The following is a 12,564-nucleotide window of genomic DNA, read 5'->3' as shown; positions in this document are numbered from 1 at the left end:
ACGACCTTTCCCCCCGCTTCCGCAATGTCGCTCGGAGGCAAGGGTGTTCTCCAAAAGTCAGGAGACTCCAGAGAGTACGTTTTGATTGACGAGGTTCTGTTTTTCTGGTAATAAGAGGTGCCTGTTCTTCATAATAGAGGAATGATCCACTGGGGATCGGGAAAGAGCCATACAATTTTGGGAGGAACCATGGTCAAATCTCATGACAAATCGGATCGCAAAGAGAGGCTCCGTGAGATGCTCCTGCAGAAGAGGCGGGAGATTGAGACCAGAATAGCGGACGAGGTGGGAGAGAAGATGGCGGAGGATATCGCCTCCACCTTGGGACCTGCTCTGGACGAGGGTGATCTGAGTACACTCGATGTTTCCCGGGATCTGGACTATCGGGTTCTGACCATGTACACGGAGATGCTGAAGAACGTCGACCGTGCCCTTGAGAGGCTGGAGGAAGGCACCTACGGAACCTGCGAGGAGTGTGGAAAAGAGATAAAGGAGAAGCGTCTTCAGGTTCTGCCCTTTGCCCGCTACTGTGTGGAGTGCCAGAGAGAGAAGGAGAAGGTCGCGGAGACGGACAGCGGAAGAACCTGGATGGAGAGGAGGGCTCAGGCCGAGCAGAGTCAGATGGAGACGGACGAGGATATCTAACCGAGCCTCCGACCGATGGAAAAAGATTTTTCCCCTCACATCCCTCCTGCCGGCGAGTGAATGGCCGATCGAGAACCTCTGTGCCATGCTGCCGGGTAAAGAGGCGTGAATCAACCGATCAACGGGACAGTATCCTTCCGATTATTTCCCCCTGTCAGGTAGATCTCTCCATGATTTCAAAGGAACCGGTCTAGTTGTGGGCCCCATTCGTGGGGGTTTTGAACCTGTATATCCCCCTTGGGGCCTCTCAGTTGGCTTAGATTTTGCTTATGCCAATTCGAGGTCCACCACTTCCTGATTCGCCAAGACAGAAAGGGGGAGAAGAGATGTACAGCAGATCGAAGGCCCGGCGCAACGCCATAAGCGATGCCAAAAGCAATATCCCGGGCAGGGATGATCCGAATTTCTCTCAGTTCGAGCAGGAGCTGATGGCAATTGCCAGAAACGAGGCACGCCAGGTGACGGCGGCGTACGGACCCAAGCTGGAGATTCTCAACGGAAAGCACAAGCCTCTGCTCAAGGCGTACGAGCGCATCTCCAAGGACTACGACGCACATGCCGCAAAAATCGGCAGGAGCGAACCGAGTGTGGAGCTGTCAAGGGGGAAGTACTACGTCCTGATGCTCCTCTTTGTACTGGGGGAGATCCCCATGAACTCCCTGGCCTTTGCGGTCTTCGGCGAGAGTCAGATATTCACCTGGATCATGGCCGTGGGTGTTGCCGTAGCGATTCCCTGGATCGCCCATGCCATGGGGATTCTTCTGAAGAGGTGGTCCGGCCCTTGGTGGAAGAACGCCCTGGGTGTGGGGATCCTTCTCCTTCTCACCGTGGGAGGCCTGGTTGCCATCGGCTATGTGCGGGTCCAATACCTGGGCGACCTGAGCAGAGCAGGGGCGGTCAGCAGTTTCGGAAGCAGTACGGTGATAGGTGCCGCGTTTGTGGGACTGAATCTTGTTATTCTGGCGGCGGCGACTCTCTGTTCCTATTTTGCCCACGACAAGGATCCAATGCTGGAACACCTCCATCGCAGGACGAATCAGCTCAACAAATCCATGCGGTCGATCGAAGCCAAATACAGGAAGATCCTCACCCGGCAGCAGCAGGAGATCCATCGGATCCAGCAGAAGGCCCAGGAGATCATCTTCTACTACCGGAAGATCAACCAGAGGGTTCGCCCGGATCACGAAAAACCCAAGTCATTTGAGAGGGAACACGAGCTGGGTGTCGATTTTGCACAGGAAGAACAGGGCAGGCAGATGGAGACCCTTACCACAAGGCTGCAGGCAGCGGCCAACTGATCCCTTTCATTCCTTCTCAGGAGGAAGATCCAAATGGAGAGGTCGAGACTTAGGTTATCATGGATTCTTCTTTTGTGCTTTCTCCTCTTGGTGACCGTGGGGGCCGGGAGTTCTAAAGCCTTTTTGAATTCCCACGAAGACGAAAAGGAACCCCGAGTGATTGTCGTTCTGGTCGATATGTCAGGCAGTACCAACAGTGCCAGGCGGACGGTCTACCGAGAGGCCTTTGAGAAGATCTTTCAGGACCTCAGGCAGGGGGACCGGATAATGGTCGGCACCATAACCGGCCGTTCCTTCATCGACTTCAAACCGGTGGTGGACAGTGAAATCCCGAAAAAATCGATTTGGGTCAACCGGATTCAGTTCGAACAGAAGCTGACCAACACCAGGGAAGAGATCCGGAGGGAGGTGGAGAAGCTGCTCTCCCGCAAGAGGGGCACCCCGCGGACAGAGATCCTCAATTCCCTGAATATAGCCGACACCATTTTCCATGACGAAAAGCGCAAGAAGATCCTGGTGATTTTGTCGGACATGATTCAGGACTCCAAGGAGTACAACTTTTCCACTGTCAAGGTCACGGATGACTACATCTACCGCGTGATTCGACGCCGGCAGGAGCTGAATCTCATTCCGGATCTCTCAGGGGTCAAGGTCTACGTGGCCGGAGCGAGTGCATCCGATTCAAAGAAGTTCCGGTCTGTAGAGAGATTCTGGGCCAGATATTTTGAAAAGGCGGGTGCCGATTTTTCCCACCATCGCTACGGCCACTCTCTCATCAGCTTTGAAGGGCGGTTCTGAGCATCCCTCTCCCCCCAGTGGGCCCTTTTGCGGATCATGAGTCCGAGGAACCAGCCACGCGGGGCCCCTCTACCGCTGCCCTGCCCTTCCCCACGAACACGACTCACGAACACGAAACACGAACACGAAACACGAACACGACCTTTCCCCCCGCTTCCGCAATGTCGCTCGGAGGCAAGGGTGTTCTCCAAAAGTCAGGAACTCCGGAAAGATTTTGCTTGACATGGGGTGGAGAAGCATGATACCAAGTCTGCTTGTTACCGTTTTCACAATCTCGGTCTACTCCGCTTTTCCCCCTTCCAAAGGCCGAGAGGGATCATCCATAGGTACCCCGGCCCCAACGGTGCCTTTTCGCTTTGGTTTTCCACACTCTCTTTGAAAGGAGGTGTTTGGTTTTCTCGCTGGACAGACCGTTTCTAGACAATCCAAGAGAAAGGAAGGTGAAAACAGACGATGAAAGTGACCCGCAGGACCTTTTTGAAGATCTCCGGTGCTGCAGCAGCAGGGATGGCGGCCGGGAGCCTGGGTTTTGATCTCTCACCTATTGAGGCTTATGCTGCCACCCTCCGCAAAGATCTGAAGGCGGCAAAGGAGAGTGCAACCATCTGCTGTTACTGTGCGGTTGGGTGCGGGGCTCTCGTCAACTCCGTCAATGGGAAGGTAATCAACATCGAAGGTGATCCAGACCATCCTATCAGTGAGGGTTCCCTCTGCAGCAAGGGATCTGCCCTTATCCAGTTGTCGGCGAACAATCCGAAGCGCCTGCAAAGGCCCATGTATCGGGCCCCTTATGCCACGGAGTGGCAAGAGGTATCCTGGGACTGGGCATTGGACGAGATCGCCAAGCGGATCAAGAAGAGCCGGGACGGGAGTTTCGTGGCGAAGAATGCCAAGGGACAGGTGGTCAATAGGACCAACGGCATCGCCTCGGTGGGCAGCGCGGCTATGGATAACGAGGAATGCTATATCTACCAGAAGTTCCTCCGTGCCCTGGGCCTGGTGTATATCGAACATCAGGCACGGATCTGACACTCCGCTACGGTAGCGGCTCTGGCAGAGTCGTTCGGTAGAGGAGCTATGACGAACCACTGGACCGATATTCAGAATGCGGATGTGATTCTCGTCATGGGCAGCAACGCCGCCGAGAATCACCCTGTCTCGTTCAAGTGGGTGACGAGGGCGGTGGAGAGGGGTGCCACCCTGATAAACGTGGACCCGCGATTCACCCGGACCTCCTCAAAGGCCCACCTCTACGCGCCTATCCGGTCCGGCTCGGATATCGCCTTCCTGGGCGGGATGATAAACTACATCGTCCAGAACAGGCTTTTCAATGAGAAGTACATGGAGCTCTATACGAATGCGACCTTTCTGGTCGACCCGGCTTTTAAGACGGCCGGCGAGCTCGACGGCCTCTTTTCCGGGTACGACCCAAAGAGACGGAGGTACGACAAGAAAAGTTGGGCCTTTCAGAGGGATGCCAGGGGTATCATCAAGAAGGATCCCACCATGCAGGATCCTCACTGCGTCTTTCAACTGCTGAAGAAGCAGTACTCCCGGTATACACCGGAGCTGGTCTCTGAGATTACGGGCACCCCCAAGGAGACGATGCTCAGAATCTGGGAGACCTATGCCTCTACGGGCAGGACCGGCAGGGCGGGGACCATCATGTACGCCATGGGCTGGACTCAGCATACTGTGGGCGTGCAGAACATTCGGGCCATGGCCATCATCCAGTTGATCCTGGGCAACATGGGTGTGGCTGGCGGCGGGGTGAACGCCCTGCGAGGGGAATCAAACGTGCAGGGATCCACGGACCACTGCCTGCTTTTCCACATTCTGCCGGGATACCTGAAGACTCCCCGGGCCTCGCTGCCCACCCTGAAGGCATACAACGAAAAATTCACCCCCAAGACGTCCGATCCCAAGAGCGCCAACTGGTGGGGCAACTACCCCAAATACTCGGTCAGCCTTCTGAAGGCCTTTTTCGGGGACAACGCGACCAGGGAGAACGACTTTGGTTACTCGTGGCTTCCCAAGCTGGATGACGGGGAGAACTACTCCTGGCTGATGCTTTTCGATGAGATGTACAAGGGGAAGTTCTCGGGTTTCTTCGCCTGGGGCCAGAATCCAGCCTGCAGCGGTGCCAATGCCCAGAAGAACAGGATCGCCATGGCCAAACTCGACTGGATGGTCACCGTAAACATCTTTCCCAGCGAGACCTCTGAGTTCTGGAGGGGACCGGGTATGCGGCCGAGAAACATCAAGACCGAGGTTTTCCGGCTCCCCTGTGCGGTCTCTTTCGAGAAAGAGGGAAGCATCACCAACAGCGGCCGCTGGATGCAGTGGCGTTACAGGGGTGGTGACTCTCCGGGCAAGGCCCTCCCGGACAGCGAGATCATCAACGAGCTTTTCCACCGGGTAAGGGGACTCTACCAGAAGGAAGGCGGTGTCTTTGCCGAGCCTATCCTCAATCTCTGGTGGGACTACGGCTACCCCAAAGTGGACGTGCACAAGGTGGCAAGAGAGGTGAACGGCTACTTTTTGGAAGACACGACCGTCAAGGGTAAGACCTTCCGCAAGGGAACCCTTGTTCCGAGCTTTGCATTTCTCAAGGCAGACGGCTCCACCTGTTCAGGTAACTGGCTCTACTGCAACAGCTATACGGAAAAGGGAAATATGGCAGCCCGCCGAGGGACAAGGGACGCTCCCAACCGTATCGGCCTCTATCCCGAGTGGTCTTGGGCATGGCCGGTCAACAGACGGGTTCTTTACAACCGGGCCTCCGTCGACGAGAACGGCCAACCATGGGACAAGGACCAGTGGGTCATCAAGTGGGAGAATGGCAGGTGGATCGGCGACGTGCCCGACGGCGGCTGGCCCCCACTGTCGAACAAGGCGAAGACAAGGTATGCCTTCATCATGAAACCCGAGGGCTATGCACGGATCTTCGGTCCGGGCCGGGCGGACGGGCCATTTCCAGAGCACTACGAGCCCTACGAGTGTCCCATCGAGAAGAACCCGCTGAGCGGCCAGAAGATCAATCCGACCATAAGAATAATTTCGCCCGCGACCAACACGCCCCTCGATGTCGCCTTTTCCTGCGACCCGAGATACCCCATCGTGGCGACGACCTATCGCATGACCGAGCACTGGCAGACGGGGGTCATGACACGCCATTGCCCATGGCTTCTCGAGGCACAGCCGCAGCAGTGGGTGGAGATAAGCAAAGAACTGGCCAAGCTCAAGGGCATCCGGAACGGGGACCTGTGCGTGGTTCGTTCCGCCCGGGGCGAGGTGGAAGCCGTGGCGATTGTCACGGTGCGGTTCAAGCCCTTCAATATCGCCGGGCAGGTGATCCACCAGATCGGTCTGCCCTGGTGTTTCGGCTGGCTGACGCCGCGCAACGGAGGTGACAGCACCAACCTCCTCACGCCGTCCATCGGAGACGCGAATACCATGATCCCTGAGACAAAGGCTTTCATGGTCAATATCGTTAGGAAGGGGGTGTAGTCTGATGGGAAAATACGCTGCTCTAGTGGACACGTCCAGGTGCACAGCCTGTCGAGGGTGTCAGATCGCCTGCAAGCAGTGGAATGAAAACCCGGCTGAAAAAACCAGGCAGGTCGGCACCTACCAGAACCCCCCGGACCTCTCCAACCTGACCTATACCATCATCCGATTCAAGGAACAGGCGGCGGGTGGAAAGGTGGCGTGGAATTTCTTCAAGGATCAGTGCCGCCACTGTCTCGAGCCTCCGTGCAAGGATGTTGCGGACAGCATGGTCCGTGGGGCGATTCTCCAGGATACCAGCGGGGCCGTGATTTACACGGAGAAAACGAAAGACTGCGATTTCGGTGAGATCCGGGAGGCCTGTCCCTACGACATACCACGGCAGGACCCGGCGACGGGTGTACTATACAAGTGTACGTTCTGCAACGACCGGATCGACAACGGCATGGTTCCGGTTTGCATCAAGGCCTGTCCCACGGGGGCCCTGCAGTTCGGACTCAGGAAGGAGATCCTGAAGAGGGCAGAGACGCGGCTGAGAGAGTTGAAAAAGAGCCACCCTGCGGCGCGGATCCTCGACCGTGATGAGGTTAGCTGGATCTACATTCTCCATCAGCCTGAGGCTGAATTCCAGATGAGCCGGAAGGAGCGAAGCCCCTCTGTCCGGTATGCCCTGAGGTCGCTTTTCAAACCTCTTGGGATCCTCGCCATGGGCGCCGCCGTTGTGGGCCAGGTCTCCAGAGATAGAGAATAGGAGAGGAACCCGAAAGGGAGCAGGAGCGCTCTGCTCTTGTCTTCCCCGGGTGGATCCTGTATCATGAGGCTTGTTTCGGGAGAAGCAAGCCTCTTTTGTTGTGACCGAATCGGCCCTTCAGCGGGGTGGAACTCCTTGTTTTGGAGTTCGAGGTGAATTCAGATATAATTATGAGGCGAATCCAGAGCACGGGTGAGAATCGGAATGCCAAGGGGATCTACAGAGGATCTAACGGCCTTGGACGAAAGGGTGAAAGCCCTGGTGGCCATGAGGCCGAGCCACGCTGAACTCTTGGAGTTTTGCGGGGCATTGTTGAAGGAACAGCTCAAGGCCAGGAAGAGGCTTCACGGAGAGGCTTTCTCGGCAGACATAGAAGGGGAGTTCCAGGAGGGGGAAACCCCTCCCCTCCTCTTTGGAAAGGAGATCCCCTTGGAGCTTGAGAGCGCAAAGGGGCTCTTCCGCTCTCTCCGCGGACTCGCAAAGAAGCAGAACCGAGTCCTCCGGAAATCCGTGGATGAGATCGACAAGGCCATGAGGACCAGGAGGATCGATTTGGGCAGGCTCTTGGGAGAGATGACGCTCAGCCAAACTCCATACACCGATGAGGTCTCGTCGTCCCTTGGGTTGAGCCGGGATGTGCTTGTCTTCCTGGCGCGAGCGAGTATCCAGCCCTTCATGGAAGAGCTGGCCCTCCACCTGGCGGCCGGGCAAGACCACCGGGATTGGAGGAAGGGAATCTGCCCCATCTGCGGGTCCCCTCCTATCATGTCGGAGCTTTCCGGCGAGGAGGGCAGGAGGATGTGGATCTGCTCTCTCTGCGGATACAGGTGGCGGGGGCTCCGTCTGGGGTGCCCCTTTTGCGGGAGGGAGGATCCTCAGGCCCACAGGTACCTCTTTGTTGAAGGGGATGACACGGTCAGAGTCGATGTCTGTGACGAGTGCGGCCGGTACATCAAGACTCTCGATTCGAGTAAGATGGACCGTAAGGTATTTCCGCTCTTGGAATACGTGGGAACCCTTCATCTCGATGTGCTGGCCCAAAAGGAGGGATATCAGAGAGGCTCGATGCCCTTTCTGGAGATCGGATAGTGATCCCATTGCCGTGGAAGGGCCGGCAGGAGGTGGATGCCCGAGAAAGACCGCCGAGAGCTCGTGGCATAGGTAGGTTACGGAGATGGTTAACCAGAGGGTGTGGTCTTCCAAGGAGAGGAACCTATGAAGCGGCTGCTTGTCTTGATCATCGCGGTTTTTCCCCTGTTCCTGTTTCTGACGGCGCACGCCCAGGCCCGCCGGGGATCAGTGGAGTTTGCCATCGTTTACAGCAGCGATATCATCGGGCAGGTTGAGCCCTGCCCTACTTGAGGCCATAAGAAGATCGGCGGCCTGGTCAGGCGCGCGACGGTGATCAAGAAGTGGAAGGGAGAACCGAAGACTCTCCTCATCTTGGATGGGGGAGGTCTCTTCTTTCCGCCCCTGGCAAGACCTCCATCAGAGGGCCGGAAGACCGTTTTGAACCTCAAGGCGAGGGCCGTGGTTGCAGCTTTCAACAACATCGGGTGCGACGCCGTCACCATCGGCGAGAACGACCTCCTCTTCGGTAAGAAAGAGCTTCTTGAAATCATGAAGGGGGCCGAGTTTCCTGCGGTGAGTTCGAATCTGGTCGATGCGAGGTCAGGGGCGGAGCTTTTCGAACCATACATCATAAAACGGGTCGACGGCTTGAGGGTGGGTATATTCGGACTCTTCCCCGAGATTCAAGGGGGGGAGGGAGATCGGTTCAGAGGACTCGCCGTTCTCGACCCTTTCAGGACTGCACGGCGGATGGTCTCGACCCTCACGGAGAAGACCGATTTTGTCATCCTATTGAGCCATCTGGGGTACACGAGGGATCTCGAACTGGCCAGGAAGGTTGGAGGTATCAATGTGATCGTGGGGGGACGCTCGGGCATCAATCTCAGCTATCCCCGAATAATCGGCAGGACGATGGTCCTTCATGTCGGCAAGAAAGGTCGGTATCTCGGCAGGGTGGACATCGCCCTTCGTGATCCCTCTCGTCCCTTTGTCAATGTTACGACGAGGGCTATGCTCAGGGACCGACTCCAGCACATCGAGACCCAGCTGAAAGCCCTGGCCAGACAGCCCCTCCAGAATCCTGCCGAGACAAGGAGGAGAAGGGAGGTCCTTGAAAGCCGGAGAGTGGAGACCGAAAGGATAATCGGCCTCTATCAGGGTTACAACGAGATAAGAAACCGGATCGTCCCCCTGGTCGACAGCGTTCCTGGAGATGCCGAGTGCGGAGAGATTTTGAAGCCCTATCTCGAGCAGATATCAGCGGCTGAGAAGGCATCCTCACCCAGAGCAGCCAGGTCCGAGGGGGCGGCAGGGAACAAATCTGAGTGAGAGGGGATCGGGCCTGCCCTCTTGCCGGTGGATTAGGGATTGTTTCTCGTGAGTTCAAAGCTCGACCTCGTTCTTCTCCATCCTCCCAGCCTTTACGATTTCAGGAAGATACCCGTCATGCCCGGCCCCATCAGCGACGTTGTCCCTTCCACCCCTATTTTCGAGTTCTATCCAATAGGGTTTGTCAGCCTTTCGGAATACCTGGAGAGGCACGGGTTTCGGGTCCGCATCGTCAATGTGGCGCTTAGAATGCTGAAGCGTCAGCATTTTGACGCCGAAAAGCTCATCACCTCCCTGAACCCGAGGCTCTTCGGGCTCGACCTTCACTGGATGGCCCACGTGCAGGGCGCCCTGGCCCTGGCGCAGGTGGCAAAGCACCATCACCCCCACGTTATCCCCAGATAGATTTTGTTGCCCGGGGCGATTCGACGGAGGAGCCCCTCCGCTGCCTGCTGGACGCTCTCAAGGGAGGGGGAGACCTGGCGGGGGTGCCCAATCTCTCCTGGAGGGACCGGAACGGCGAGGTCCGCGTCAATCCCCTGTCATATGTTCCCGACAATCTCGATAACATTACCATCGATTACCGTCACGTCATGAAAAAGGTGGTTCGCTATCTCGACCCCTTCGGGTATGAACCCTTTTTCAACTGGTTCACCTACCCCGTGACGGCGGTCTTCACCTGCCGCGGTTGTGTCCACGGGTGCAGGACATGTGGGGGGTCGGCGGATACATACAGGGCCGTGGCATGCCGCAAGGGGGTGGCCTATCGTTCCCCCCGGCTGCTGGCTCGGGATATCTTCGATAGTATGGACCATCTCAATGCTCCGGTCATGATAATCGGCGACATATTCCAGGCGGGCAGGGAATATGGGTTTGAGCTCCTCTCAGCACTGAAGCAGAGAAGGATAAAGAATCACATAGCCTTTGAGTTCTTCAGGCCTCCTTCCAGGGGAAAGCTCGAGAGGATTGCCGAGGTGGTTCCCAATTTCAACATCGAGATCTCCCCGGAATCACACGACGAAGAGATCCGGAGGCGTTTCGGGAGAAAGTACGACAATGGATCCCTGGAAAGGATGATCGAAGACGCCTTGGATCTCGGCTGCAGGCGTATAGATCTGTTCTTCATGACAGGACTTCCCGGCCAGACCTATGGGTCTGTTCTGGATACGGTTGAGTACTGCCGGAATCTCCTGGAACGGTTTGGAGCGGGGCACAGGCTCATCCCCTTCGTTTCGCCCATGGCGCCCTTTCTCGATCCGGGGAGCATGGTGTTTGAGAACCCCGAAAAGTTCGGATACAGGCTCTACTACAGGACTGCAGAGGAGCACAGGCAGGCTCTTATGTCTCCGAGTTGGAAGTACATGCTCAACTACGAGACGGAATGGATGACCAGGGACGAGATTGTTTACAGTACCTATGAGGCGGCTCTCAGATTGAACCGCATCAAGGCGCGTTACGGTCTTGTGGGCCAGGACAAGGCCCGCGTTATAGAAGAAAGAATCCAGCAGGCCGTTCAGCTGATGCACGAGATCGACCGGGTTGTGGAGAGGACAAAGCCCGAGGACCGGGAAGGAGAGCTCCGGAGACTCGCGGTCCGCTTCGGGTCTCTGGGTACGGCTACCCTTTGCGGGAAGGATGAGCTCCAGTGGCCTACCCGCTTCATTCGGATGAACTGGTTTAAGATTCTCAGGACCCTTCTGACACCGACCCGTCCAAACATCACGGAGCAGGAAGGAACGCGTGGAGGATAGACGAGCACTCCTGAGCCGAATCCCCAAGGTGGACGAGATTCTCGCCGATCCACGAGTGTCTGGGTGGGTTGCCGAATATTCTCGGGGCGTCGTTGTGCAGGCGGTCCGTTTTGCCCTGGAGAGCGTTCGGCAGAGGATTCTGACTTCTCCTGAACCTGGGTGGATTGGTGGGGCCAGGTTCTCCGTGGAGGAACTCATGCCCTATCTGAGAGAGGCCATGGAGCGGCAGGTGGCAAGACGGCTGAGCCGGGTGGTCAACGCAACAGGCGTGGTGATCCATACCAACCTGGGGAGGTCTCTTCTCTGTTCGGATGCCGTCGCCCACCTGGAGGAAGTCTCCCGTTGTTTTTCAAACCTCGAATACGATCTGGAAAAGGGAGAGCGTGGGTCTCGCTATGTTCATGTGGACGAGCTCCTGTGTAACCTCACCGGAGCCGAGGCCAGCCTGGTGGTGAACAACAATGCCGCCGCTGTCCTGCTGGTCCTCAACACGCTGGCCGAGGGGAAAGAGGTGATCGTCTCCCGGGGCCAACTGGTTGAAATCGGAGGGGCCTTCAGGATCCCTGACGTAATGCGTCGCAGCGGGGCCCGCCTGGTAGAGGTGGGGACAACGAACCGGACCCATATCGAGGACTACCATAGGGCCATCGGGCAGGAGACGGCTCTTCTTCTGAAGGTTCATACGAGTAATTTCAGGATCGTGGGGTTCACCTCCGAGGTCGCCGGAAGGGATCTGGTCGATCTGGGGAGGGAGCGGGGAATCCCCGTGATGGAGGACCTGGGCAGCGGCTGTTTCGTGGATCTCGCCCGGTACGGCCTCGGGGCAGAACCCATGGTTCAGGATTCTTTGGAAACAGGTATCGATGTCGTCACCTTCAGCGGCGATAAACTCCTGGGCGGTCCCCAGGCGGGCATCATCCTGGGAAGGAAAGAGGTCATCCGGCGGGTGCGGGCCAACCCTCTCAACCGTGCTCTTCGCATCGACAAGCTCACCCTGGCCGCCCTGGAGTCGACTCTCCGCCTCTACCTGGACAGGGAGAGGGCTCTCGCGGAGATCCCCACTCTGGCCATGCTGACCGTGTCTCCAAAGGAACTGAACCGGAAAGCCCGGAGCCTCCAGAGGAAGATCCGTTCGAGATTGGGAGGGGCCGTTGAAACCGCGGTCCGGAACGAGACCTCTCAGGTCGGGGGTGGAGCCTGTCCACTCGAAGAACTACCGACCCGGGTCGTCTCTGTTCGATCCGAGACGTTCTCATCCAGCCAGTTGGAAGAGAGGCTGAGGCGGCACCGGCCGCCGGTCATCGCCCGGATTCGACGGGATGAACTCCTCCTCGATCTCAGGACTATCCGAGAGGAAGAGTTTCCCGTCCTCGTGGACGCCCTGGTCGAGGCGGTGGGGCAAGGGGGCTGA

Annotated in this window: 11 protein-coding genes; all 11 read left to right on the top strand. The window is 57.3% G+C overall.

Features of this window, described 5'->3' with window-relative positions; translation table 11 throughout:
* Positions 1-189 precede the first annotated feature (189 nt).
* The 11 genes from JRJ26_09425 (at position 190) to JRJ26_09375 (ending at position 12,564) form a co-directional block, all read left to right on the top strand.
* Entirely contained in the window at positions 190-645 is a 456-nt protein-coding gene (locus JRJ26_09425; GenBank protein MBW2057699.1) for a TraR/DksA C4-type zinc finger protein, read from the top strand.
* 326 nt (positions 646-971) lie between these two features.
* Complete coding sequence (locus JRJ26_09420; GenBank protein MBW2057698.1) at positions 972-1,943, top strand: hypothetical protein; 972 nt, start codon at positions 972-974, stop codon at positions 1,941-1,943.
* Between the two features lie 156 nt (positions 1,944-2,099).
* Entirely contained in the window at positions 2,100-2,741 is a 642-nt protein-coding gene (locus JRJ26_09415) for a VWA domain-containing protein (protein MBW2057697.1), read from the top strand.
* Positions 2,742-3,194: 453 nt separating this feature from the next.
* Positions 3,195-6,251 (top strand): formate dehydrogenase-N subunit alpha, encoded by a 3,057-nt coding sequence (fdnG, locus tag JRJ26_09410; protein MBW2057696.1) that lies wholly within the window; start codon positions 3,195-3,197, stop codon positions 6,249-6,251.
* 4 nt (positions 6,252-6,255) lie between these two features.
* On the top strand, positions 6,256-7,002 hold the full coding sequence (locus JRJ26_09405; protein ID MBW2057695.1) for a formate dehydrogenase: 747 nt from the start codon (positions 6,256-6,258) through the stop codon (positions 7,000-7,002).
* 204 nt (positions 7,003-7,206) lie between these two features.
* A complete protein-coding gene (locus tag JRJ26_09400; GenBank protein ID MBW2057694.1) occupies positions 7,207-8,091 on the top strand; it encodes a formate dehydrogenase accessory protein FdhE in 885 nt (294 codons plus the stop codon).
* A gap of 126 nt (positions 8,092-8,217) precedes the next feature.
* The gene (locus JRJ26_09395) at positions 8,218-8,364 is read left to right on the top strand and encodes a hypothetical protein (GenBank protein MBW2057693.1); all 147 of its coding nucleotides are present in this window, start codon (positions 8,218-8,220) and stop codon (positions 8,362-8,364) included.
* A 39-nt stretch (positions 8,365-8,403) separates the two neighbouring features.
* A complete protein-coding gene (locus tag JRJ26_09390; GenBank protein ID MBW2057692.1) occupies positions 8,404-9,402 on the top strand; it encodes a hypothetical protein in 999 nt (332 codons plus the stop codon).
* 48 nt (positions 9,403-9,450) lie between these two features.
* Positions 9,451-9,807, top strand: a complete 357-nt coding sequence (locus tag JRJ26_09385) for a hypothetical protein (protein MBW2057691.1) — start codon at positions 9,451-9,453, stop codon at positions 9,805-9,807.
* An 83-nt stretch (positions 9,808-9,890) separates the two neighbouring features.
* A complete protein-coding gene (locus JRJ26_09380) occupies positions 9,891-11,153 on the top strand; it encodes a radical SAM protein (protein MBW2057690.1) in 1,263 nt (420 codons plus the stop codon).
* The gene (locus JRJ26_09375; GenBank protein ID MBW2057689.1) at positions 11,143-12,564 is read left to right on the top strand and encodes an L-seryl-tRNA(Sec) selenium transferase; all 1,422 of its coding nucleotides are present in this window, start codon (positions 11,143-11,145) and stop codon (positions 12,562-12,564) included. The genes JRJ26_09380 and JRJ26_09375 overlap by 11 nt, the downstream gene beginning before the upstream one ends.

It is taken from the genome of Deltaproteobacteria bacterium (genome assembly GCA_019308905.1).
GTDB lineage: Bacteria > Desulfobacterota > BSN033 > WVXP01 > WVXP01 > JAFDHF01.
The sequence above is the reverse complement of the archived record's forward strand: the minus strand, read 5'-3'. Positions and strand labels throughout refer to the sequence as shown.

Bases quoted from the DNA above. Each gene is read 5' to 3' on its own strand.
- JRJ26_09405 (MBW2057695.1), top strand. From the start codon at position 6,256: ATGGGAAAATACGCTGCTCTAGTGGACACGTCCAGGTGCACAGCCTGT.
- JRJ26_09400 (MBW2057694.1), top strand. From the start codon at position 7,207: ATGCCAAGGGGATCTACAGAGGATCTAACGGCCTTGGACGAAAGGGTG.
- JRJ26_09425 (MBW2057699.1), top strand. From the start codon at position 190: ATGGTCAAATCTCATGACAAATCGGATCGCAAAGAGAGGCTCCGTGAG.
- JRJ26_09420 (MBW2057698.1), top strand. From the start codon at position 972: ATGTACAGCAGATCGAAGGCCCGGCGCAACGCCATAAGCGATGCCAAA.
- JRJ26_09395 (MBW2057693.1), top strand. From the start codon at position 8,218: ATGAAGCGGCTGCTTGTCTTGATCATCGCGGTTTTTCCCCTGTTCCTG.